The organism is Duganella sp. 1411 (assembly GCF_017833525.1).
In the GTDB taxonomy this organism is placed as follows: Bacteria; Pseudomonadota; Gammaproteobacteria; order Burkholderiales; family Burkholderiaceae_D; genus Rugamonas.
Map to the genome: position 1 here is coordinate 692,878 of NZ_JAFICD010000003.1, position 23,019 is coordinate 715,896.

The following is a 23,019-nucleotide window of genomic DNA, read 5'->3' on the forward strand; positions in this document are numbered from 1 at the left end:
CCTTTAGAGTCAACCCGTAACTATAGCCGGGTTTGGGTATATATGCGCCGGGCTTGATCTACATCGCGCGCTCGGGGCTTGACACTGTATATAATACCAGTATTTTCTTGCGGCGTTTCAACCCGCCTTACCGAACCGAGCAAACGGTTGCGGATCGGCTACGGAGCCACGTAGGGCGGATTAGGCGGCACGCCGTAATCCGCCATGAGCCGCCAAGGACGCGGATTTGGGCCACCGGCGATGCTATAATCGCCCTTTAGCACATAACAAACAGCCCGCCCCGCGCGGCCGTCGTTACTCAGGAGTTTTATACATGGCATCAGTCAACAAAGTCATCATCGTCGGCAATCTGGGTCGCGATCCGGAAATTCGCTACATGCCTAGCGGTGACGCGATCGCCAACATTGCTGTGGCGACATCGTACAAATCGAAGGACCGCAACACCGGCGAGCAGAAAGAGCAGACCGAATGGCACCGCATCTCGTTCTTCGGCCGCCTGGCGGAAATCGTCGGCCAGTACCTGAAAAAGGGCTCGTCGGTCTACGTTGAAGGCCGCCTGCAGACCCGCAAATACACCGACAAGGATGGCGTAGAGAAATACGCGACCGACATCATCGCCGAGCAGATGCAAATGCTGGGTGGCCGTCAAGGCATGGGCGACGGCGGCGGCATGGACGACGGCGGCGGCTACGATGCCCCACCACAGCGCCAGGCTCCGGCACCGCGTCCGCAGATGGCCGCTCCGGCGCCACGTCCGGCACCGAAGCCGGCGCCGAACTTCTCGGATATGGATGACGACATTCCGTTCTGACTTACACCAGAGCGTAATTTGTAAAGTTTTGGCAAAAGGCCCCCGCTCTGCGGGGGTTTTTGCTTTTTGGGTAGTTAAAAATTTAATTGATCATCCTCTACAAGTTACATGCCATGCAAATCTGTTTAACACTGGAGGATGACATGGAGTTAGCGGTCAGGCGGGTCAAAGTGCGGGCAAAAATAATCGGTCTATAATCATTTTATAATTGTCTATAAAGCGGGAGATGCCATCATGTCCCACGCACCAGAGTTGTTCCACCGCCCAACGTTGGCGGAGCGGATAGCCAAGCAAGTGTTGACTGTCGCCGTCGGTAGCGCCGCCAGTTCGGGGGTGTTTCTCGCGGCCCCACGGCGCACCGGCAAGTCGACATTCGTCAGAGAAGACCTGAGACCGGCCTTTGAGCACGCTGGCGCCCTTGTCGTCTACGCTGATTTGTGGGCAAACCCGACGACAGATCCAGGAGCGGTCATCGTCACTGCCATTCGCGCCGCGCTGGCCACAAGGGCTGGTGTCGTCATGCGCCTGGCGAAGGCCTCCGGGTTAAGCAAGATCGCTATCGGTAGCGCCATGAATTTCGACCTCGACCGCGTCGGGGTGGGTAAGGACGTATCCTTGACCGACGCGCTTGTGGCGCTGTCTGATGAGACGCGGCAGGTGATCGTCCTGATCATCGACGAAGCGCAACACGCCATAACGACCGACGCGGGTATTGCCGCCTTGTTCGCTTTGAAGGCTGCGCGTGATGAATTGAACAGCACGCATCACCATGGCTTGCGGGTAGTTTGCACCGGATCAAATCGGGACAAGCTGGCGATGCTTCGAAACAGTAAGGACCAGGCATTTTACGGTGCGCCAATGGTCAATTTCCCCATGCTTGGCAAAGATTTCATCGAGTGGTTTTGTCAAAAAGCGGAGCTGCCGTTCCCACTGTCCCCTGAAAAAATTTGGCCCCTGTTTGTTGAGGCGGGTTACCGTCCTGAATTGCTGGGTTCCGCGGCGGATACGCTGCGGTTCAATTTCGAAGTCAGCGCGGAGACCGGCCCGGACATGTTCGAAAACGAAGTACGGCAGTTGGCAAGTGAAATTAGTCAGGTACAACGGAAGGCGATCCACAGTTTGACCCCCATTCAACAAGTGGTCTTGCGGGTGATGGCGGTAACCGGGAGCAATTACGCGCCGTTTGAGGCGTCGACCATGGACTTATATCGCAGAGGTCTGCAGTTAGCCGGACAAATCGAGGACGAGGTACGAATCGATGTGCCCGGCGTTCAACAAGCGCTCCTTGCTCTTCAAGAGAAGAAATTGATCTGGAGAGCCGCACGTGGAGTGTATGCCATCGAAGAACAAATAGTTGCGGACATTCTGGCGGCCGATGGGCTGTTAAATGGCCTATAACTTAGCAGAAAAGGCGAGAAATAGCGCCCGAGGTGGCAGTCAGTTCGCATCCCGCTGCCGCCGTCGAAACTCCGCCGGGGTGCAGCCGGCCTCCCGCTTGAAAAACTTGCTGAAATTGGTGGCTTCCTCGAAGCCCAGCTTCTCCGCGATCATGGCGACGGACATGGCCGTATGCACCAGCAGGCGTTTCGCTTCCAGGTTGATGCGCGCGGCGATGAAGGCTTTGGCGCTCATGCCCGTCGCCGCCGTCACGGCACGCGCCAGGCTCTTTTCCGTGTAGCCCAGTTGGCTGGCATAGTCAGCCACCTGGTGACACTGGACGAAGCGCTCATCCACCAGCTGCTGGAAACGCTGGAAGCGCTGCGACGCGGGAGAGTTCACCCGCTCCCGCGCCTGCTGCCTGCCGTGCAGAATGCTCAGCCGCGTCAACAGCGCATGAAGCTGGTGGCGCAGCAGGGCATGCGCATCTTCCAGCGGCGCGTCGATCACCGTGTCCTCGCCCATCTGCTGGATCGAGTCCGTCACCTGCCGCAGTTCCTGACTGCTCAGGAGCACGTGTTGCGGCAGCCTCACCAGATCGACCGCGTGCCTGGGATCGCGAGGCGTCGTCGATACGGGGAGGACGAATTCCGGGCGGAACAGAACGTTCCAGCCGTCCCAATCCTCATCCCGCCCATAGTTGTGGGCCTGCCCCGACCGCACGACAAGCAGCGACCCCGGCTTACAGGAGACGGGCTCGAAGTCGACCACCTGGGTGCATACGCCTTGCGTGACGCACACCAAGGTATGGAATTCGTACCGATGCGTGGCGCGCACTTCCTTGCCGCCCCGACGCCTCAAGTCGGCCATGGTGAAGACTTCCAGATCGAGCTGGTAAGGCGCTTGCGGTCGATAGCCCAGACGTTGAATATCGCCGCCCGCCTTCGAGCCCGCCGACGTGGCGTAAGCCGGCTTCTGCGTCGTGTATGGCCCCCGTTTGGCAGCGAATGTCTTAAAAGTATCAGTCATTGTCCAGGTTCGACCGTTTAATTTAGCCGGCAAAGTCCAATAATAACCGTCATCGACAACCGCAGCTACAGGAGCACAGCATGAACAACATCGACATCGCCAAGACCTACATCACGGCCGTGCAAACGGGCGACCAAGCCACACTGGGCAGGATTATTTCGCCCGACGTGGTTTGGCACCAGCCCGGCAACCACCAGTTTTCCGGTACGCACCGTGGCATGGCTGTGGTCGGACCGATGCTGGGCAAGATGATGGCAGTGTCCAACGGAACGTTCACGATCAGCCGCGCGGACCACTACATGGCCAATGGTGACTGGGTGGTCATCACCTTGGAGTTCGCTGGTGAGGCGAATGGCATCACGCTCAAGCAGCCGGGCGTCGACCTGATTCGCATCGAGGGCGGCAAGATCGTCGAGGTGCGGCTGTTCTCCAGCGATCAAAATCAGGAAGACGTGTTCTGGGGGCGGTGATCCGTCGCGACCGCGCCCGCTCACGCGATCGCCGTCCTCGAACGTTCAAAAAGGCGCCTGACCGACGCCGCTTGGGCGCCGACAGGTCAGCAAGCGACCTATCAGGCGGAGAGATGCAGCAACACCGAACCGTGCGCCGGCAGCGTCTGGCGCAGCGTGCCCGTCACCGCCGGCAAGTCGCGCCGCGCCCACAGATCGCGGCAAGCCACGCGCTTGCCGCCCAAGTCGAGGCGCGACAGGTCGAAGGCGATTTCCGCCGGCTGGTCCGCCGTGTTGAACAGCGCCAGATATAGTCCCTTGCCATCGGCGGGACGCGCGCTCCAGATGCGCGTGCCTGGCTCCGCCTTGTGCGGCCGGTTGGCCGCGCTGCGCTGGTTCACCGCCAGTACTTCCGGGTTCGTCAGCAAGCCCAACGTCCATGGATCGAGGTGGCGCAGGTCGCCGCCCATGATCAGCGGCGAGCGCGCGATCGACCACAGGGTCATCAGCGTCTGTTGTTCGTCGCGGGTGAATTTGGTGTCGCGCTCGCCCAGCGCCAGCCGGCCCAGCGGCAGCATGTCGGCATCGGGCCACGAGTCCGGGCCCATGAAGGGGTTCCAGTTCTCCAGGCGGTCGAACTGGTCTTTCAGCAGCTTCCATTCGTCCCAGAAGTCGTCGGAGATGCGCCACATTTGCGCGTAGCGCGGCACGTGGCCGGCCCAGCGCAGGTCCATTTCGCCCGGTGACAGGCTCAGCACCATCGGCCGCCCGGCCGCGCCGATCGCCCGGTGCGCCGCCTCCACCTCCGGCCAGTTGAGGGCGTAAGGCCGGGACATGTCGTCCATCTTGATGAAGTCCACGCCCCAGGATGCGTACAGCTTGAACACGGAATCGTAATACGCCTGGGCGCCCGGCTTGGTCATGTCGACGCCGTACATATCGCCATTCCACTCGCAAATCGAATTGACGTTGGCAATGTCCTGCGCGCGGTAGGGCGTGCCTAGGATTTTCGTGTTGCGCTTGACCGCCTGGCGTGGAATCCCGCGCATCAGGTGAATACCGAATTTCATTCCCATCTTGTGAATATCGTTGGCCAGCGCGGCGAATCCCCGCGGGAAGCGATTGGGCGCCGGCAGCAGGCGCCCGTATTCATCCATGCTCAATTCGGCATTATCGCGGTAGGTATAACTGTTGGCGTTAGGTTCGTACCACTGGATATCCACGGTGAAAACGTTGTAACCCGATGGCAGCAGCTTGTCCGCCATGATCCGCGCATTTTCCAGCGCCTGGGCTTCATTGATGGTGGTGGCAAAGGAATTCCAGCTGTTCCACCCCATCGGCGGTGTCGGCGCCAAACCCGCCTTGCCTTTGGACGGCCGCGCCGTCGATGCCAGACTAAATGGGGCGAGCGATACCAGGCCCGTGAAGGTGGCGGCGGCCAGCAGGGCGCGGCGGGTACTATCAGCCATAGATATTTATTCCTTGTAGTGAGTTTGTCAGGACAGGGTGGCAACATTTAACCGGCCGTCAGCTTAACGCGGGGGCCGTCGCCAAGCCAGCATCTATCCTGAAATTTCTATTCATTGTGCAAAAAGGACTAGCCGCGGTACCGCGCCACCCGTGCCAAGTCCGCGATCCGCTCAAGTTGATGATTATTTGGTCGGCCATCAGGGATCAAAATTATCGATAACCGAATCTGGCTATACTCGTCGCTCTGCCGCCAATGAGGATGCGATACGACGATGCGTTTGATTTCTATTATTTGCGGGATAGTCATCTCGCTGTCCTGCCTTGCCGCCCAGGCGGCCGAACGCGCCACGTGGATCTGGTATCCGGGCGACTTCGAGATCTGGCTCAGCAACCAGTTGCAGGTCCAGCGCAACGAGCGCGACGCCCATTTCATGCCGTTCTGGCGTCTTTATGGCCACCAGCCGCTGATCCATTTCACGCGGCGGGTCAACCTGGACGCGCCGGAGGAGATCACGGTCGATGCCGAAGGCACGTACGCGACCGTCATCGACGGCCAGTTCGTCCAGGGCGACCAGCGCCATATCGTCGTCCCGGCGGGCAAACACCTGATCAGTGTGCAGGTGCACAACGCGGCGGCGCCGCCGTCCATCTACGTGCAGGGAAAGACCATCCATTCCGATGCGGCCTGGACGGTCGCGGCGGCGCCCAACCGGCCGCCCGAGGACGCCAACGCGGTGCTGGCCGGTAGCTGGAATTTCGACGCCGCCGACCGGCCCCCGTCCCGCTTCAAGCTGGCGACCCAAGAGGTGTCCGCCGCCAGCATCGAGCGCGGCCGGCGCTCCATGCTGGTGGATTTCGGACAGGAAACGATCGGCTTCGTCAAACTGAAAAACCTCAAGGGCAGCGGCAAGGTTTCTTTCTACTATGGCGAATCGAAGGAGGAGGCGCTGTCGCCGGACAAATCCGAGACGCTCGACCACTTCACGGTCGACGGCCACAACGGCGACTTCGTCTCGAACCGCTCGCGCGCGCTGCGCTACGTCAACATCCAGCTGGCCGAGGGCATGAGCGCGGACGACGTGTCGCTGCTGTATGAATACCTGCCGCTGACGCGGCGCGGCACCTTCAAGAGCTCCGACGACGAGTTGAACAAGATCTGGGACGTGTCGATCCGTACGCTGGAATTGAACACCCGCGCCTTCTTCCTCGACGGCATCAAGCGCGACCATTGGGTGTGGTCGGGCGACGCCGTGCAGACCTATCTGATGAATTACTACTCGTTCTTCGACGGCGACACGGTGAAAAGAACCACGCGCGCGCTGCGGGGCGCCGATCCGGTCGATATGCACGTTAACACCATTCTGGATTACTCCTTGTACTGGTTCATCGGCATCCAGGACTACTACCAGTACACGGGCGACGCCGCCTTCGTGAAAAGCATCTATCCGCGCATGGTGACGCTGATGGACTTCGTCCTCGGCCGCAGAAACGCCAACGGCATGTTGGAAGGCCTGGCCGGCGACTGGGTGTTCGTCGATTGGGCGGACATGCCCAAGGATGGCGAGCTGAGCGTTATCCAGCTGCTGTTCGCCCGCAGCCTGGAATCGATGGCCGCCAGCGCCGAAGTCGTGAACGATCAGCGGAAGGCGGCGCAATACCGCCAGCTGGCGTCGGAGCTGAAGGCCAAGATCATGGCCACCTTCTGGGACAAGGAACAACAGGTGTTCGTCCACAGCCGCGTGAAGGGGCAAGTGAACAAGATGGTCACCCGGCATCCCAATATGTTCGCCCTGATGTTCGGCTATCTGGACGCCGCCCAAAGCGAGGCCGTCAAGCGCAACGCCCTGATGAGCGGCAAGGTCCCGGCCATCACCACACCCTACATGCGCTTCTACGAACTGGCGGCGCTCGCCGAGCTCGGGCAGCACGATTACGTCACTACGCAGATCAAGGATTACTGGGGCGGCATGCTGCGCGACGGCGCCACGTGCTTCTGGGAACAATACGATCCGAAGCAGAAGGGCGTGGAGCACTACGCGATGTACGGCAAGGCGTTCGGCAAGAGCTTGTGCCATGCTTGGGGCGCCAGTCCCGCCTACCTGCTGGGGAAATACTATCTGGGCGTGCGGCCGACCAGTCCCGGCTACGCCAGCTATGTCGTCGAACCGAAGCTGGGCGGCCTCAAATGGATAGAAGGCAAGGTGCCGACGCCGCAAGGCGACATCGCCGTGTACGCCAGCGACACGCGCATCAAGGTCGCGACCGTAGGCGGCCGGGGTGTGCTGCGTTTCAACAGCGGCAAGACGCCGCGCAGCCGGCAGGGCGCCATTCGCAGCCTGGGCAACGGGGCCTACGAAATGACGCTGGAGGGCGGCAAGCAATACGAGGTGAGCTACGCGCGCTAGCGCCGGCCGGGGCCAACCCCAATTGTGGATGGATTACCTGGGCTAATGGCAGGTTAAAAATACGCCGCCTCTGCGTATAGTGAAATGGATGCGGGAGCGCCGGGCACACCGCGCTCAAGCCGCGCCGGGTTGTCCCGGCCCGCCACCATTTCCAGGAGCTTTCCATGCCACTTCCTTCGATCCGCACCCATATCGCCTCGTATGCCATCGCCTTCGCCCTGACGCTGCCGGCGCTGGCCCACGCCGCGCCGGACGTCGCCGTCGCGCCGCAGTACGACACCACCCACGTCTACGTGCAGAACGCCGATATCGACGCCTTCGTCACCAGTTTCGTCAACACCTTCGGCGGCAAAGCCTCGCCGCGTGCGGTGTTCACCGTCACGCCGACGCCGAGCAAGACCGCCTCGCAATATGTGCAAACGCCGGTCGGCATGCTGTCGGTGTTCGCCTTCCAGACCCCGATCCCATATGGCTTTGGCACCGAGCGCACCGGCTACCTGGTCACCGACATCAACGACGCCACCAAGGCGGCGGTGGAAGCGGGCGCCGACGTCACCGTCGAACCGTTCGACGACCCGATCGGCAAGGATGTGCTGATCCAGTGGGCCGGCGGCGTCAACATGCAGCTGTACTGGCACACCAAGGCGCCGTCGTACGCGCCGCTGCACTCGGTGCCGGACAACCGCGTGTATGTCTCGCGCGTCTCGGCCGACAAGTTCATCGGCCAGTTCAAGCAGTTCGCGCACGCGAAGATCGTGGCCGACGAGAAGGTCGACGGCGGCGAGATCGGCCGCGCCGGCGAGCAGATTCGCCGCGTCCACCTGACCTCGAACTTCGGCAAGATGACGGTGTTCGTCAGCGACGGCAAATTGCCATTCCCATTCGGCCGGGAGACCACCGGCTATCAAGTCGACGACATGGCGGCCACCCTGACCAAGGCGGCCGCCAATGGCGTGACGGTTTTGTCGCCGCCGTACAAGACCAGCAAGGGCAACGCCAGCGCAATGCTGCAGTTCCCGGGCGGTTACATCAGCGAGATCCACGATGCGGCCAAATAGGCACGCATCGCGGCTATGCGGCGGTGTGCTGGCGCTGGTCGTCGGCGGCGCGGCCGGTGCGCAGGTTCTGGCGCCGGGCGCCGACGCGGCGGCGCCGGCCGCGTGCGACGTCAAGCGCCCGGCGGTCAACTTCAACCGCTGGAACGAGAACTGGGGCGTGCTGGCCGATCCGTGCCTGCCGCGCCAGCCGCTCGACGGCCTGAAATACATCCCGCTCGGCGAGGACGGGCTGTCTTATCTGTCGCTCGGCGGCGGCCTGCGCGAGCGTTATGAGCACATCGCCACGCCGCTGTTCGGCGCCGGCGCCGCGCAGGCGGATGGCTACGTGATCCAGCGCGCCAACGTGCACGCGGACCTGCGCCTGGGCCGCTATGTGCAGGTGTTCGGCCAACTGGTCGACGCCCGCGCCTTCCAGAAGAAATCGATCGCGCCGCCGGACAAGGACAAGCTCGATGTCGAGCAGCTGTTCATGACCGTGTCGGTGCCGACCGCCGACGGCGCCGTCAAGGTGCGCACGGGGCGGCAGGAAATGGCCTTCGACCTGCAGCGCTTCATCGCCGTGCGCGACGGCCCGAACGTGCGGCAAGCGTTCGACGGCGTGTGGGCCGACTGGGAACACGGCCCGTGGCGGCTGATCGGCTATGTCACGCAGCCGGTGCAGAACCGCAGCGTCGACAGCTTCGACGACTACTCCAACGGCCATTTGACCTTGAACGGCATCCGGCTGGAGCGGCAGGGCCTGGGACCGGGCGACTTGTCGGGCTACTACTCGCGCTACCGGCGCGACGGCGCCCGCTTCCTCGACGCCGCCGGCGACGAGCGCCGCGATGTTTACGATATGCGCTACAGCGGCAAGAGCGGCAACGCCGACTTCGACGTGGAAGGCATGCTGCAGCACGGCGAGGTCGGTGCCAAGCGCGTTTCGGCGTGGGCGATCGGCTCGATCGCCGGTTACACGTTCGCGAAGACGGTGTGGAGTCCGCGCGTCGGCGTGCAGTTCGACATGGCTTCGGGCGACAGGCACGCGGGAGACGGCAAGCTGGGCACCTTCAATCCGCTGTTCGCCAACGGCTACTATTTCTCGCTGGCGGGGCTGACCGGCTACAGCAACCTGATTCACCTGAAGCCATCGGTGACGGTCAAGCCGGTCAAGGCGCTCAGCGTAACGACGGCGCTGGGCATGCAATGGCGCCAGACCACCGGCGACGCGGTGTATGTGCAAAGCATGGCGGGCGTACCGCGCACGGCGGGGCAGGGAGACCGCTGGACGGGCGCCTACGCGCAGCTGCGCACTGATTGGGTGGTCAGTCCGAACGTCACGGCGTCACTGGAAGCGGTGCACTTCCAGGCCGGCGACAGCCTGCGCGCGGCCGGCGGCCGCAGCGCCAACTACCTGGGCATGGAATTAAAGTTCGGGTGGTGATGGGGAGGACCACGGAAATACGGCAACACGTAGGGCGGATTAGGCGGAACGCCGTAATCCGCCATTGCGTGAGCCGTCGACACGCATGCATGGCGGATTACGCTTCGCTAATCCGCCCTACGTGTTTTAGATGTGTGACAGAGATGTGGTGCTCCAGATGTGCGCTTCGTTGAAATAATCCGGTCATATTTTATGGCTATCATCTTGCGATCGGCACGTCCTCGCCGATCACAGAGAGCCTTCGATGTCCATCAGCCGCCGTAAATTCCTCCGCCTCGCTGCCGCCGGCGCGGGCGTGACCGCCACGTCCACCTTCCCCGACCTGATTCGCCAGGCGCTGGCCGTCCCTGCCAACAACGCCACCGGCACCCTGGCCGATGTCGAACACGTGGTCATCTTCATGCAGGAGAACCGCTCCTTCGACCATTACTTCGGCACCCTGGCCGGCGTGCGCGGATTCAACGACCCACGCGCGATCACGCTGCCGGACGGCCGCCCGGTGTGGTACCAGCCGGACGGCAAGGGCGGCCACGTGCTGCCCTTCCACTTCGACGCCAACAACACCAGCGCGCTGTCGCTCGGCACCGATCACTCGTGGAAGGGATCGCAAAGCACCTGGCAAGGCTGGGACGCGTGGGTGCAAAAAAAGACGCCGCAGACGATGGGCTATTTCGATCGCGGCGACCTGCCGTTCTACTACGCGCTGGCCGACGCCTTCACCATTTGCGACGCCTATCACTGCTCCGTGTTCGGCGCCACCGATCCAAACCGCCTGTACTCGCTCACCGGCAGCAACCAGGGCTGGATCGACAACATGGGCAAGCTGTATAACGTCGACGCGGCCCAACGCTTCAACGGCGATCCAGCGCTGGACAACATCTCGCCCGGCGTCATCGCCGCAGCGCCCAACTGGCGCACCTACGCCGAAGTGCTGGAAGCGAACCAGGTCAGCTGGAAGGTCTACCAGGAATGGGACAACTACGGCGACAACTACCTGGCCTACTTCAGGAACTTCCGCGTCAACGCCGACGGCAGCCGCCTCGACGCCAACTCGCCGCTGTACCGCAAGGGCCGCGCGCTGGCGCCCGGGTCCACCGCCGCCAACGCCGCCGGCACCAAGGGCGATTGGCTGGTCGAAGCGTTCGCCGACGACGTCCGTAACAACCGCCTGCCGCAGGTATCCTGGATCTGCTCCCCCAACGACTACACCGAGCATTCGCCCAACTCGCCCAACGCCGGCGAAAACATCACCGCGCGCCTGCTGTCGGCGCTGGTGGCCAATCCGCAGGTCTGGTCGAAGACCGTGTTCCTGTTGATGTACGACGAAAACGACGGCTTCTTCGACCACGTGCCTTCCGACCTGGCGCCGCTTGACGCCAGCATGGGCAAGACCACCTTGTCCGACATCGGCAGGCACGAAACCTACAAAGGCGAGCCAATGGGACTGGGACCGCGCGTGCCGATGCTGGTGATTTCGCCGTGGAGCAAAGGCGGGCGCGTATGCTCGCAGCTGTTCGACCACACCTCCAAGCTGCGCTTCCTCGAGGAGTGGCTGGTGGCTGGCCTTGGCAAGGACCGCGCCAAGGTTCAATGCGACCTGATCTCGCCGTGGCGGCGCGCGGTCTGCGGCGACCTTACGTCCGCCTTCGACTTCCGCACGCCCAACAGCGCCTGGCCGGCCAGCGTGCCGAGGACGGCGGCCGACCGGCGCGTCTCCGGCAAACCGTATCCGATGCCGCCGGCCGTGCAAACCTTGCCGCGCCAGGAGATCGATCCAGCCAGCGCCGGCCCGCGCCCGGCCTGCGCGCTGCCGTATGAACTGGCGGTGCAGGGCCGCCTGGCCGGCGGCAAACAGTTTGAACTGAGCTTCGCCAACAGCGGCCAGGCCGGTGCCGCGTTTATTGTGTATTCCAGCCTGCGCAAGGACGGCCCGTGGTACTACACGGTCGAAGCGGGCAAATCGATCGACCACGAAAGCTGGAACTGGACCGGCGCCGCCTATGACCTCAGCGCGCACGGCGCCAACGGCTACCTGCGGCGGTTCAAGGGCGCGTTGGCCATCGCCGGCGGCGCGCGTCCGGAACTGCTGACGCGCTACGACCGGGTGGGCGGCGATATCAGCTTGGTGCTGTCCAACCTGGAGGGACGGCAGGCGTGCCGCTTCACCATCACCGACAACGCGTACGGCACGGCGACCGCCAGCCACCGCGTGGTGGCCGCCCAGACCTTGCTGGTGCCCTGTGATCTGTCGGGCAGCTTCGGCTGGTACGATTTCAGCGTCACCTGCGACGCCGACCCGCAATGGCTGCGCCGCGTCGCCGGCCACGTGGAAACCGGTCGTGACAGCCGCGTCGATCCGATGCTGTACGTGGCATCGGCAAGCCTGCCTGCCGACGAAAGCGCAGCAAGAAACGGATAGCCCCGCATCGACCGCTCTCCTAAGCTGGCAGCTCGATCCATTCAACAGGGAGACAGCATGAACCAGTTAGCGGGAAAAGTGGCGATCGTCACGGGGGCCAGCTCGGGCATCGGCTACGAGGCGGCGAAATTGTTCGCGCGGCAGGGCGCGCGGGTGGTGGTGACGGCGCGCCGTCAGGCCGACCTTGACGCGTTGGTGGACGAGATCGGGCGTGATGGCGGCGCGGCGGTCGCCGTCGCCGGCGATGTCCGCGACGAGCAGCTGGCGCGCGCCCTGGTGGAGGTGGCGGTGGGCCGCTTTGGCGGACTCGATATCGCCTTCAACAACGCCGGCGCCGTCGGCGAGGCCGCGCCGACGGCCGAGATCCCGGTCGCCACCTGGGACGCGGTGCTGGCCACCAACCTGACCAGCGCCTTCCTGGGCGCCAAATACCAGATTCCGGCGATGCTGGAGCGCGGCGGCGGCTCGCTCATCTTCACGTCGTCCTTTGTCGGGTATAGCGCCGGCTTTCCCGGCATGGGCGCGTACGCGGCCAGCAAGGCCGGCTTGGTCGGCTTGATGCAAGTGATCGCGGTCGAATACGGCACGCGCGGCATCCGCGCCAACGCGCTTCTTCCTGGCGGCACCGACACCCCGATGGGACGCGCCGTCTGCGACACGCCGGAAGCGCGCGCCTTTGTCGAGGGCCTGAACGCGCTCAAGCGGCTGGCGCGGCCGGAGGAGATCGCCCAGGCCGCGCTCTACCTGGCATCGGACGCGTCGAGCTTCACCACCGGCACCTGCTTGACGGCCGATGGCGGCGTGTCGATCAATCGCACGTAAAAAACGCTACTGGGTATTCTTCGGCGCGGCGGTGGCGATCTCGCTGCTTTCGAAGTACGGGCGCCGGCCATGGTCCAACGGGATCATGGCGCCCTCGGGATACTCGAGCGGCAGCGCCACGGGTACCTTCAGACACACGCTCTGGGTCGGCAATACCGCGCGCCAGCCCTGGATCAGGTCGCGGTAGGCGGCGCCGACGGGACGGATGTTGCGATCGAGGTCGAACAGGCCGAGCGGATTGACGGTGCCGTTGTTTTCGCGCAGGGCGGTGTCCCAGTCCACCTGGTCCGTCAACGAATACCAGGTGAAGCCGACGATGGGCACGCCGTCGTTACGCACCCGCAGGACATTCGCCCATTCCTTGCGCAGCCAACGCACCGCCTCGTCGCCGCGCGCTCCCTGGTTCAGATTGGTCTCGGTGTGCATGACGGGCAAGCGGTAGCGGTCGTGATACTGCCGCGTGATTAGCGCGTAGCCGAAGATCTCGCCAGCGGCGGAGGTGGTGCCGCCGGCCGCCACATAGTGCTCGTTGGTCTGGTAATAGTCGTTGCCCATGACGCAGTGGTGTTTCAGGTTATTGTTGAGGAAAAAATGGTATTCCTCGCGCGTCATGCCGTTGTCGAGCAGGTATTCGTACATCTGCGAATCGACCCGCCGGCCGTAGTTGAGGTCGAGCGACAGGAAGCGGCGCGCGTTGCGGCATTCGGCGGGGCCGATCGCGTACGGATTTTCGGCGTGGTAGTACTCGCTCGATTCGCTTTGGATGAACAGGGCGTCCGGCCGCACCAGCAGGATTTCCCGCATGGCCAGGATGTTGGCCTTGACGATGTGCTTGAGGGCGGCGACGAAACCCTGGTCGGTGGTCAGTTGCTCGTTCCACCAGCCGTACAGGCTGGAGAACAGGGCGCAGATCGACATCTCGTTAATCGGCGTATAGAGCTGGACCCAAGGGTAGCGCGCCGCGAAGGCCTTCGCGTAGACGCTGAACAGCTCGGGGAAATCGGGGTTCTGGAAGTTGCCGACCCAGTCGGGGACGCCGAAATGGCACAGGTCCGCGATGACGATGATGTTACGGCGGCGCAGTTCTTCAAAGGTCTCGTCGGCGAACGACCAGTCGTAGCGTTCGGGCCCGAGCCACGTTTTGTGCAGCGGCGCGCCGTAGCGCAGAACGCGGATGCCCAATTGCTGGACCAGATCGAAATCGGTGCGCCAGTGGCGGTAGTGGCCGCACTTTTCCATCTCATCGACACGGGTTTTGCCGTGGTCGACGGTCGGAATGCTGTTTTCGATTCCAGTGGCGAACATAAAGCCGGAAAACACGATTCGCTCCTACCCACTGCGTGTGAAAATAATATATCACGTCGAACGGTCGATTGATGTTCCACTTCAAACCGATTTTGTAGGGCGGATTAGGCGGGACGCCGTAATCCGCCACGAGCCGTCGACGGCGCTTGGCGGATTACGCTGCGCTAATCCGCCCTACGTGCTTTAGATTGTCGCTTGTGCCAGTGGCCCCGGCGGGGTCAGTACTCCTGCTTGAGGATTTCGGTGATCTGTCTTAGCTCCTGTATGACCTGCGGAACGAAAGTCAGCAGCGGGTTTTCCTCCGTCCACTTCCTGGCCTCGGCGCTGTCCGGCGCGATGTGGCCGCGCGCGCGCAGGGTTTCGGCTTGGCGGATCGCCGCGAGCGTGCGGATCTGAATGGCGATGCTGAGGTCCGAGTATTCCATGTGTTGTCCTTGATACGTGCAGGTGTCGATCTACAATCGTATCGAACCCGCCCGGTTCAGGTTGGCACAATTCGCATTGGAAATTAAAGCGTTAGAACCGCACAACGCTTCGCCGGCAAGGTGGCCATCCGCACAGACAGGCCCGCCCGACGGCGGCCGGATTTTCCCGGCTTAACGCCGCGCGACCAACTGGGCGTGCAGCAGTTCGCGCTCGGCCGGGTCGGGCGCTTGCAGGTAGCGGAATTTGCCGGCGACGATGGTGGCCACCGGCAGGCCGTCGCGGAACAGCACGCGGTTGCCGGCCAGCGCAGGCACCTTGTCGCCCGGCAGCAGGGTGCCGCACAGGTTGAGCGGGTCGACCCCGGAAATGCAGACGAAACCGCCGTCGTGCGGCCGCCGGCGCATCTCGCGCAGCAGCGGAATCGCGTCGGGCAGCGCGAACTGCTCGCCCGACAGGCCGGCGACGAAACGCCCGCCGCGAATCTCGCCGCGCGCCTCCAGCCGATGGTACACCGGCAGCAGCTCGCGCCACGGCGGCAGCCACGCGGCCTCGCGCTCGAGCAGGCGCCAGAACATCACGCCGTAGCGGCGCAGCAAGGTCATGGCGATGTGCTCCAGCGTTTGCGGGTCGGTGCGCGGCTTGCGCGCAGGCGGGCGCGCTTGCGCCGCGGTTGGCGGCGGTGGCGGTGGCGCGGCCGCATCGTCGCCGCTTGCGTCGACCGCCAGCCCGGTGTACCGCTCGGTGATGGTGACGCCGTCGGCGCGCCGCACCAGCGCCCAGCGGCCCGCTTCCTCCATCGTCGGGCCGGCGCCACGGCGGCGCCGCTTGTCCATCGTGGCGCGTTTATTCGCCGGCATCAGCATGGCGCGCAGGCCGGCGTAGCTGTCGGCGTTGACCAGCCCCGTCGCCACCAGTTCGCCCAGCGTGGTTTCCAGCTCCACCGGCAGCAGCCTGGCGTCGCGCGACAGTTCGTCGAAGAACATGGCGCCTTCGCGCCGCAGCGCTTCGAGCACGCGCGCGGCGCGCGGCGACACCTCCACTTCGGCGGCGACGGCCGGCAGCGCGTGCCACAGGCCGAGCTGGCGGCGCGGCAGCAGCACCAGCGGCGTGGCGCGCACCGGGCCGCCGGCGGCGCTGGCCGGCGCGCCGACCCGCGTCCAGACCACCTTGCCGGCGCGGCACAAGTCGTCGAGCCACAGCATCGAGTAGTCCTGCACGCGCAGCGCCAGCAGGTCGCTTTCCCAGGCGCCGGCGGCGGCCTCGTAGCCCTCCAGCTGCGCCAGGATGGTCGGCAGCGAGTCGCTGCCGCGCAGCCGCGCGTCTTCGGCCAGGTGCTGCCACTCGAACAGGAATCGCATGAAATCCTGCCGTTCGACCGGTTCGATCTCGCGCCGCAGGCTCTTGATGGTGTAGCGGTGGATGCGCGCCAGCAGGTGCCGTTCGCACCATTCCTCGTCGGCGACGCCCGGGGTAAAGCGGCCGCGCATCACATAGCCTTCGCTTTCGAGCCGCGCCAGGGCGATGGCGGCGTCGCCTTCGGACAGGCCGAGCGGCGCGGCGATGGCCGCCAGCGGGCGCGGACCGAAGCCGCTCAGGCGCGCGCGCAGGATCTCGACCAGCGCCGCGTCGCGCGTCCACGGCTCGTCGCCGTCGTTGGCGGCCAGGCGCTCGGGGATCGTCAGCGCCGGCGTGGCGACGGCGTCCGGGTAGGCCGCGCGCAGGCACGCCAGCCGCTCCAGCGCCACCCACAGGTCGGCGCCGCCGCTGCGCAGTCGCGTGGCGCGGCCGCCGGCGGCCAGCCCCGCCAGCAGCGCGTTCCAGCCGTCGCCGGCCGCCGCTTCCCGCGCCGTCAGGCAGGCCAGCGACATCAGCGCCTCGTGCATCTCGTCGGCGTTGCGCGGGTTCGGCCACGCTTCGGCGGCCACCGCCTCGATGGCGCCGGCGTCGAGCGCGCCCAGGTCGTCGGTGGAGGCGGGGTCGGTCCAGCGGCGGTTGATGACCGCCTGCGTGCGGCGCTCCTCCAGCGGAGCGTCGTCGAGGAAGGCGTAGGGCCGGGCGTTGAGGATCTCCATCGCCAGCGGCGACGGTGCCGGCAGGTCGCGCGACAGCAGCCGCACCTCGCCCGCCTCCATGCGGCGCAACAGGGCCAGCCAGCCCTCGCTGTCCATCGCCTCGTGCAGGCAGTCGTCGAGCGTTTGATCGACCAGCGGGTGGCTGGGCAGCTCGCGCTCGCCGACGATGTTCTCCAGGCACGCCGCCTGGTCCGGGAAGACGGCGGCCAGCAGATCGTCGCTGCGCATACGCTGCAGCTGCGGCGCGACCTTGCGTCCACCGGCGTAGCGCGGCAGGGCCAGCGCGGTGGTGGCGTTCCAGCGCCACCGGACGTTGAACAGCGGCGCGTCGAGCAGCGCCTGGATCAGCACATGCTCGGCGCTGGCCGAGCGCAGATAGCGCCACACCTCGTCGAGCGGAAAGCTGTGGGTGTCCGACAGCGACAGCACGATGGCGTCCTCGGTGGCGGCGGCCTGCAGCTCGAAGTTGAAGGTGCGGCAGAAGCGCTTGCGCAGCGCCAGCCCCCAGGCGCGGTTGATGCGGCTGCCGTACGGCGAGTGCAGCACCAGCTGCATGCCGCCCGAGGCGTCGAAGAAGCGTTCCATCACCAAGGTGTCGCGGGTCGGCAGCGCGCCCAGCGCCGAGCGCGCGCGGGCCAGGTAGTCGACGATCTGGCCGGCCGCGTCGTCGTTCAGGCCGAGGTGCTCGAACAGCCAGTCGACCGCGTGCTCGAGGGCGGCGGCGCCTTCCTTTTCGCCCAGCAGGCGGTCGATCTCGCCGCGCAGGCGCGCCACGCCGGCCGACAGCTCGTCGCTGCGGCCGGGCGCTTCGCCCAGCCAGAACGGGATGTTGGGGGCGGCGCCGTGCGCGTCCTCGACCCGCACCTTGCCCGCCTCCACGCGCTGGATGCGGTACGAGGTGTTGCCGAGCTGGAAAACGTCGCCGGCCAGGCTTTCGACCGCGAAGTCCTCGTGCACGGTGCCGATGTTGTGGCCCTGCGGCTCGAGCACCACGGTGAAGTCGGCGTTGTCGGGGATGGTGCCGCCGGAGGTGACGGCGGTGAGCCGGCCGCCGCGCCGCGCGCGCACGGTGCCGCTGACGGCGTCGCGGTGCAGGTAGGCGCCGCGCACGCCCTGGCGTCCGGTGTAGCCTTCGGTCAGCATGCGCAGCACGGCGTCGAAGCGCGCCCGCTCCAGCGCGGCGTAGGGCGCGGCGCCCCGTATCAGCTCGAACAGGTCGTCCTCGCGCCATTCGCGCCCGCCCACCTCGGCGACGATCTGCTGCGCCATGACGTCGAGCGGCGCCACCGGGATGCGCAGCGCGTCGAGTTCATCGCGGCGCACGCAGTCGAGCAGCGCCGCGCATTCGATCAAGTCGTCGCGCGAGGTGGGGAACAGGCGGCCCTTGGGCAGCCCGCCGACGTGGTGGCCGGAGCGCCCGACCCGCTGCAGGAAGGCGGCGATGCCGCGCGGGGAGCCGATCTGGCATACCAGGTCGACGTCGCCGATGTCGATGCCCAGCTCCAGCGAGGCGGTGGCGATCAGCACGCGCAGCTCGCCGCGCTTGAGGCGCTGCTCGGCGTCGAGCCGGTATTCCTTGGCCAGGCTGCCGTGGTGCGCGGCCACGTGTTCGGCGCCGAGGCGGTCGGCCAGGTGGCGCGCCATGCGCTCGGCCATGCGCCGCGTGTTGACGAATACTAGCGTGGTGCGGTGCAGGGCGGTCAGCTCGGCCAGCCGGTCGTAGACGCGCTCCCACACCTCGTTGGGCATGACCGCCTCCAGCGGCACCGGCGGCAGTTCCAGCCCCAGGTCGCGCGCCCGCACGTGGCCGATGTCGACCACCGCGCAGTCGCCGCGATTGCCGTCCTTGGCGCCGGCCAGGAAGCGCGCCACCGCCGACAACGGCTTTTGCGTGGCCGACAGGCCGACCCGCACCGGCGGCCGCTCGCACAGGGCGTCGAGCCGTTCGAGGCTGAGCGACAAATGGCTGCCACGCTTGCCGCCGGCGACGGCGTGGATCTCGTCGACGATCACGGTGCGCACGCCGGCCAGCATGGCGCGTCCGCTGTCGGAGCCGAGCAGCACGTACAGCGACTCCGGCGTCGACACCAGGATGTGCGGCGCCTTGCGGCGCATGGCGTTGCGCTCGGCCTGGGTGGTGTCGCCGGTGCGCACGGCGGCGCGGATGCCATGCGGCGGCAGCTGCAGCGCCGCCAGCTCGCGGTCGATGCCCTCCAGTGGCGCCAGCAGGTTGACGCGGATATCGTTCGACAGCGCCTTGAGCGGCGACACGTACAGCACGCGGGTCTGGTCGGGCAGCGGCGCCTCGCCGCTCTCGCGCACCAGCGCGTCGATGGCGGCCAGGAAGGCCGTCAACGTCTTGCCGGAGCCGGTCGGCGCGGCGATCAGCGTGGTCCGGCCGCCCTGGATCAGCGGCCAGGCGCGTTGCTGCGCCTCGGTGGCGGCGGCGAAGCTGGCGCGGAACCAGGCCGCCACGGCGGGATGGAACTCATGCCAGATATCAATATTTTCACGCGGTTTCATCAGAGTAATGACGCAAAGAAAGGTCAGGGCCGGATGTTCATTCTACCCGGCGCGGCGCCGGCCTGCGCCGTGGCCGGAAGTTGTGACTACTGTGTCCGAGCGAACATACAGCTCAACAGTGTCGCCGCATGATGAGTACGTTTATATTACCGTGCCGAATGGATGGCCATGTCCGCCCTGTTATCGAGTTTACCGCTTCCCTCGCCGCCCGCGCCGCCCGCGCCACGTGACGCGTCCCGCGCGCTGCGCCAGCTGCTGCGCGAACGCGACGACGCGGGCGCTCCCGGCCAGGTGCTGCGGCGCATCGTGGCCGAGGGGCTGGACCGCCTGCCGCTGCCGGGGCGGGGCGCGACGCTGCAGCGCTGGCGCGCGTTGGCGGAGGTGGCCGGTCACGATCTGAGCCTGCTCAAACTTTACGAAGGCCATACCGACGCCCTGGCGATTCTGGCCGAACTGGGCGCGCCGGCGCCGCCGGATGCGCTGTGGGGCGTGTGGTGCGCCGAGCCGCCCGACGGCCGTGTCTCTCTGAGCCGCCCGGCGACGGGCGCGGCGCGGCTGTCGGGCCGCAAGCAATGGTGCTCCGGCGCCGCCTCGGTCAGCCACGCGCTGGTCAGCTGCTGGGACGCCGACGGGCGCCCCTGGCTGGCCGCCGTCGCCCTCGACCAACCCGGCGTGACGGTGACCGCCGACGGCTGGCAGGCCGTCGGCATGGCCGGCAGCGCCAGCGTCGACGTGAGCTTCGATGATGCCGAGGCCACTCTCGTCGGCGCGTCCGGCGCCTACGTCGATCGCCCCGGATTCTGGCACGGCGGCGCCGGCATCGCGGCCTGCTGGTATGGCGCCGCGCGCGCCATCGGCGTGTATCTGCAGGCCGCCGTGCGCGCCGGCGCCGCCCGCCAGGCGCCCGATCCGCACCGTCAGGCGCAACTGGGCACGGTCGATGTCGCGCTGGCCGGCGCGGCGGCCGTGCTGCGCGAGGCCGCCGCCGCCATCGACGCCGATCCCACCGGGGACGCCGGCGCGCTGGCGCTGCGCGCGCGGCTCGCCGTCGAAGCGGCTGCCACCCTGGTGCTGCAGCACGCCACGCGCGCGCTGGGCGCCACTCCACTGTGCCGCGACGCCCATTTCGCCCGCCTGGCGGCCGACCTGCCGGTGTTCCTGCGCCAGAGCCACGCCGAGCGCGATCTGGCGGCGCTGGGCCGCATGCTGTCCACGCGGGAGGAGTCGCCATGGGCGCTATGACGGCTCACGCCCCCGGCTCCCGCCATATCGCCGGCGAGGGCACGCCCGACGCCAGCTGGCAAGCCTGGGGCGGACTGTGTGATCTGCCGCCGGTATCGTCCGCCGCGCTGGTGCCGCCGGGACGGCGCGCCGTCATCGTCGCGCCGCATCCGGACGACGAGGTGCTGGCCTGCGGCGGCCTGCTGCAACTGCTGGCGGCGCAAGGCAGCCGCACGGTGCTGGTGGCGGTGACCGACGGCGCGGCCAGCCATCCCGGTTCGACGGCCTTCACGCCGGAACAGCTGGCGCGCCTGCGCCCGCGCGAAACCGAGGCGGCGCTGGACGCGCTGGGCCTGGGCGAGGGGGGCGGCAGGCCCGCGCCTTGCATGGTGCGCGCCCGGCTGCCCGATGGCGCGGTGGGCGCCTCGATCGACCAATTGCAAACGCTGTTGCAGCAAATGCTGCGGCCCGGCGACGTGGTCTTCACGACCTGGCGCCAGGACGGTCATCCCGACCACGAGGCGTGCGGCCTGGCCGCCGCGATGGCCGCCGGCGCCTGCCGCGCGACCTTGATCGAAATGCCCGTATGGACCTGGCATTGGGCCGCGCCGGGCGATGCAAGACTGCCGTGGAGCCGCGCGCGCCGGCTCGACCTGGGCGGGGATGTACTGCGGCGCAAGCGCGAGGCGGCCGGCTGTTTCACCAGCCAGCTGCATGGCGATCCCTCCACCGGCCAGCCGGCCATTCTGCCTTCGCACGTGCTGGCGCGGCTGCTGCATCCTTACGAAATCTATTTCACATGACGACCTCACTCCCCTCCGGCTTCGACCCGCGTGCGCATTTCCAGCAGCTTTACCAGCAGGACGCCGATCCGTGGAAGGTGCGCCAGCGTTGGTACGAGCAGCGCAAGCGCGGCCTGCTGCTGGCGTGCCTGCCGCGACAACGCTACCGCAACGCGTTCGAGCCGGCCTGCGGCAACGGCGAGCTGACGGCGGCGCTGGCCCAGCGCGCCGAGCGCGTGCTGGCCAGCGACCTGTCGGCCGAGGCGGTCGCGCTGACGCGCCGCCGGCTGCTGCGCGAGGACCCCGGCGACGCGGCGCGCGTGACGATCCGCCAGCAGTGCATGCCGGACGAGTGGCCGGCCGGCGCCGCGTTCGACCTGATCGTCATCAGCGAGATGGCCTACTACCTCGACGAACAGGCCTTGCTGCGCCTGCGGCAGTGCTGCGTGGCCGGCTTGGCCGACGGCGGCACGCTGGCCATGTGCCACTGGCGCCGGCCGTTCGCCGACCGCCGCCTGAACACCGACAGCGTGCACACCGTGTTCGACGCGACGCCGGGCCTGCATCGCCTGCTGCGCCACAGCGAGGACGACTTCCTGCTCGACGTCTGGTCCGCCAGCGCCGATTCGGTGGCGCAGCAGGAGGGCCTGGCCTGATGATCGGCGTGGTCATCCCGGCCCATAACGAGGAGCGCGAACTGGAACGCTGCCTGGCGGCGGTGCGCGCCGCCGCCGTCGATCCCGCGCTGGGCGGGGAGGCGGTGCGGGTGGTGGTGGTGCTCGACAGCTGCAGCGACGGTTCGCGCGCGATCGTCGAGCGCCACGCGGCCCACGCGGCCCACGGGCGCCCGGGCGCTGACGGCGCCTGCGTGATCGAGGGCCTGGTGGTCGCGTCGCGCAACGTCGGCGCGGCCCGCGCCGCCGGCGCCGCGCGCCTGCTGGCCCTGGGCGCCCGCTGGCTGGCCTTCACCGACGCCGACACGCGCGTGGCGCCGGCCTGGCTGGCGGCGCAATTGAGCCTGGAGGTGGACGTCGTCTGCGGCACCGTCGCCGTCGACGACTGGTCGCCGCATCGGGACGACGCCGAGACGTTGCGCCGCTATTTCCAGCGCGGCTACACCGACGCCGACGGCCACCGCCACATCCACGGCGCCAACCTGGGCGTGGCGGCCGCCGCCTACCTGCGCGCCGGCGGCTTCGAGCCGCTGGCCTGCAGCGAGGACGTGGCGCTGGTGGCGGCGCTGGAGCGCTGCGGCGCGCGTTTCGCCTGGAGCTCGGCGCCGCGCGTGGTGACCAGCGCGCGCCGCAACGCCCGGGCCAGCGGCGGCTTCGGCGACACCCTGCTGCGCTACGCCGCCAGCGCCCGCGCCGCTCTGCCGTCCGATTTGCCGGTTTTGTTGAACACTTCACATAACGCCGCCTGATCGG

The 23,019-nt window shown here is 66.6% G+C and carries 17 protein-coding genes; 12 read left to right on the plus strand and 5 right to left on the minus strand.

Going from position 1 to position 23,019, the window contains the following annotated elements:
• Positions 1-313: 313 nt before the first annotated feature.
• Positions 314-811 (plus strand): single-stranded DNA-binding protein, encoded by a 498-nt coding sequence (ssb, locus tag JOD97_RS20220; RefSeq protein WP_209722226.1) that lies wholly within the window; start codon positions 314-316, stop codon positions 809-811.
• Between the two features lie 234 nt (positions 812-1,045).
• Complete coding sequence (locus JOD97_RS20225) at positions 1,046-2,209, plus strand: ATP-binding protein (protein ID WP_209722229.1); 1,164 nt, start codon at positions 1,046-1,048, stop codon at positions 2,207-2,209.
• Positions 2,210-2,248: 39 nt separating this feature from the next.
• On the opposite strand, the gene JOD97_RS20230 is transcribed toward JOD97_RS20225, so the two are convergent.
• Positions 2,249-3,217, minus strand: coding sequence for an AraC family transcriptional regulator (locus JOD97_RS20230; protein WP_209722231.1), 969 nt, complete (start codon positions 3,215-3,217; stop codon positions 2,249-2,251).
• Positions 3,218-3,297: 80 nt separating this feature from the next.
• On the opposite strand from JOD97_RS20230, the gene JOD97_RS20235 reads away from it, so the two are divergent.
• Positions 3,298-3,687, plus strand: a complete 390-nt coding sequence (locus JOD97_RS20235; RefSeq protein ID WP_209722235.1) for a nuclear transport factor 2 family protein — start codon at positions 3,298-3,300, stop codon at positions 3,685-3,687.
• A 101-nt stretch (positions 3,688-3,788) separates the two neighbouring features.
• Here JOD97_RS20235 and JOD97_RS20240 read toward each other — a convergent pair whose 3' ends face one another.
• Positions 3,789-5,135 (minus strand): glycoside hydrolase family 27 protein, encoded by a 1,347-nt coding sequence (locus JOD97_RS20240; RefSeq protein WP_209722239.1) that lies wholly within the window; start codon positions 5,133-5,135, stop codon positions 3,789-3,791.
• Positions 5,136-5,408: 273 nt separating this feature from the next.
• Between JOD97_RS20240 and JOD97_RS20245 the strand changes: the two genes are divergently transcribed.
• The 5 genes from JOD97_RS20245 (at position 5,409) to JOD97_RS20265 (ending at position 13,263) form a co-directional block, all read left to right on the plus strand.
• Positions 5,409-7,541: an amylo-alpha-1,6-glucosidase gene (locus JOD97_RS20245; RefSeq protein ID WP_209722242.1), complete on the plus strand. Its 2,133-nt coding sequence runs from the start codon at positions 5,409-5,411 to the stop codon at positions 7,539-7,541.
• Between the two features lie 164 nt (positions 7,542-7,705).
• The gene (locus tag JOD97_RS20250) at positions 7,706-8,599 is read left to right on the plus strand and encodes a glyoxalase (RefSeq protein WP_209722245.1); all 894 of its coding nucleotides are present in this window, start codon (positions 7,706-7,708) and stop codon (positions 8,597-8,599) included.
• Positions 8,586-10,022, plus strand: coding sequence for an alginate export family protein (locus JOD97_RS20255; RefSeq protein ID WP_209722248.1), 1,437 nt, complete (start codon positions 8,586-8,588; stop codon positions 10,020-10,022). Before JOD97_RS20250 ends, JOD97_RS20255 begins: the two co-directional genes overlap by 14 nt.
• A gap of 244 nt (positions 10,023-10,266) precedes the next feature.
• The gene (locus JOD97_RS20260) at positions 10,267-12,441 is read left to right on the plus strand and encodes a phosphocholine-specific phospholipase C (protein ID WP_209722250.1); all 2,175 of its coding nucleotides are present in this window, start codon (positions 10,267-10,269) and stop codon (positions 12,439-12,441) included.
• A 57-nt stretch (positions 12,442-12,498) separates the two neighbouring features.
• A complete protein-coding gene (locus tag JOD97_RS20265) occupies positions 12,499-13,263 on the plus strand; it encodes an SDR family oxidoreductase (protein WP_209722253.1) in 765 nt (254 codons plus the stop codon).
• 6 nt (positions 13,264-13,269) lie between these two features.
• Here the strand turns inward: JOD97_RS20265 and JOD97_RS20270 are convergent, their stop codons facing one another.
• The 3 genes from JOD97_RS20270 to JOD97_RS20280 form a co-directional block, all read right to left on the minus strand.
• Positions 13,270-14,583 (minus strand): family 1 glycosylhydrolase, encoded by a 1,314-nt coding sequence (locus JOD97_RS20270; protein ID WP_209722256.1) that lies wholly within the window; start codon positions 14,581-14,583, stop codon positions 13,270-13,272.
• A gap of 203 nt (positions 14,584-14,786) precedes the next feature.
• Entirely contained in the window at positions 14,787-14,993 is a 207-nt protein-coding gene (locus tag JOD97_RS20275; protein WP_209722259.1) for a hypothetical protein, read from the minus strand.
• Between the two features lie 171 nt (positions 14,994-15,164).
• Positions 15,165-19,589, minus strand: a complete 4,425-nt coding sequence (locus tag JOD97_RS20280; protein WP_209722261.1) for a DEAD/DEAH box helicase — start codon at positions 19,587-19,589, stop codon at positions 15,165-15,167.
• A gap of 168 nt (positions 19,590-19,757) precedes the next feature.
• Between JOD97_RS20280 and JOD97_RS20285 the strand changes: the two genes are divergently transcribed.
• From JOD97_RS20285 to JOD97_RS20300, 4 genes are read left to right on the plus strand one after another with little or no spacing between them, the layout of a single operon-like run.
• Positions 19,758-20,831, plus strand: coding sequence for an acyl-CoA dehydrogenase family protein (locus tag JOD97_RS20285; protein ID WP_229264578.1), 1,074 nt, complete (start codon positions 19,758-19,760; stop codon positions 20,829-20,831).
• Positions 20,828-21,613: a PIG-L deacetylase family protein gene (locus JOD97_RS20290; protein WP_209722276.1), complete on the plus strand. Its 786-nt coding sequence runs from the start codon at positions 20,828-20,830 to the stop codon at positions 21,611-21,613. The genes JOD97_RS20285 and JOD97_RS20290 overlap by 4 nt, the downstream gene beginning before the upstream one ends.
• Positions 21,610-22,248 (plus strand): bifunctional 2-polyprenyl-6-hydroxyphenol methylase/3-demethylubiquinol 3-O-methyltransferase UbiG, encoded by a 639-nt coding sequence (locus tag JOD97_RS20295; RefSeq protein ID WP_209722278.1) that lies wholly within the window; start codon positions 21,610-21,612, stop codon positions 22,246-22,248. The genes JOD97_RS20290 and JOD97_RS20295 overlap by 4 nt, the downstream gene beginning before the upstream one ends.
• Positions 22,248-23,015 carry a glycosyltransferase family 2 protein gene (locus tag JOD97_RS20300; protein WP_209722281.1) on the plus strand — a complete coding sequence of 256 codons (768 nt, stop codon included), beginning with the start codon at positions 22,248-22,250 and terminating at the stop codon, positions 23,013-23,015. The genes JOD97_RS20295 and JOD97_RS20300 overlap by 1 nt, the downstream gene beginning before the upstream one ends.
• Positions 23,016-23,019: the final 4 nt, after the last annotated feature.

Bases quoted from the DNA above. Each gene is read 5' to 3' on its own strand.
- ssb (WP_209722226.1), top strand. From the start codon at position 314: ATGGCATCAGTCAACAAAGTCATCATCGTCGGCAATCTGGGTCGCGAT.
- JOD97_RS20225 (WP_209722229.1), top strand. From the start codon at position 1,046: ATGTCCCACGCACCAGAGTTGTTCCACCGCCCAACGTTGGCGGAGCGG.
- JOD97_RS20230 (WP_209722231.1), bottom strand. From the start codon at position 3,217: ATGACTGATACTTTTAAGACATTCGCTGCCAAACGGGGGCCATACACG.
- JOD97_RS20235 (WP_209722235.1), top strand. From the start codon at position 3,298: ATGAACAACATCGACATCGCCAAGACCTACATCACGGCCGTGCAAACG.
- JOD97_RS20240 (WP_209722239.1), bottom strand. From the start codon at position 5,135: ATGGCTGATAGTACCCGCCGCGCCCTGCTGGCCGCCGCCACCTTCACG.
- JOD97_RS20245 (WP_209722242.1), top strand. From the start codon at position 5,409: ATGCGTTTGATTTCTATTATTTGCGGGATAGTCATCTCGCTGTCCTGC.
- JOD97_RS20250 (WP_209722245.1), top strand. From the start codon at position 7,706: ATGCCACTTCCTTCGATCCGCACCCATATCGCCTCGTATGCCATCGCC.
- JOD97_RS20255 (WP_209722248.1), top strand. From the start codon at position 8,586: ATGCGGCCAAATAGGCACGCATCGCGGCTATGCGGCGGTGTGCTGGCG.
- JOD97_RS20260 (WP_209722250.1), top strand. From the start codon at position 10,267: ATGTCCATCAGCCGCCGTAAATTCCTCCGCCTCGCTGCCGCCGGCGCG.
- JOD97_RS20265 (WP_209722253.1), top strand. From the start codon at position 12,499: ATGAACCAGTTAGCGGGAAAAGTGGCGATCGTCACGGGGGCCAGCTCG.
- JOD97_RS20275 (WP_209722259.1), bottom strand. From the start codon at position 14,993: ATGGAATACTCGGACCTCAGCATCGCCATTCAGATCCGCACGCTCGCG.
- JOD97_RS20280 (WP_209722261.1), bottom strand. From the start codon at position 19,589: ATGAAACCGCGTGAAAATATTGATATCTGGCATGAGTTCCATCCCGCC.
- JOD97_RS20285 (WP_229264578.1), top strand. From the start codon at position 19,758: ATGTCCGCCCTGTTATCGAGTTTACCGCTTCCCTCGCCGCCCGCGCCG.
- JOD97_RS20290 (WP_209722276.1), top strand. From the start codon at position 20,828: ATGACGGCTCACGCCCCCGGCTCCCGCCATATCGCCGGCGAGGGCACG.
- JOD97_RS20295 (WP_209722278.1), top strand. From the start codon at position 21,610: ATGACGACCTCACTCCCCTCCGGCTTCGACCCGCGTGCGCATTTCCAG.
- JOD97_RS20300 (WP_209722281.1), top strand. From the start codon at position 22,248: ATGATCGGCGTGGTCATCCCGGCCCATAACGAGGAGCGCGAACTGGAA.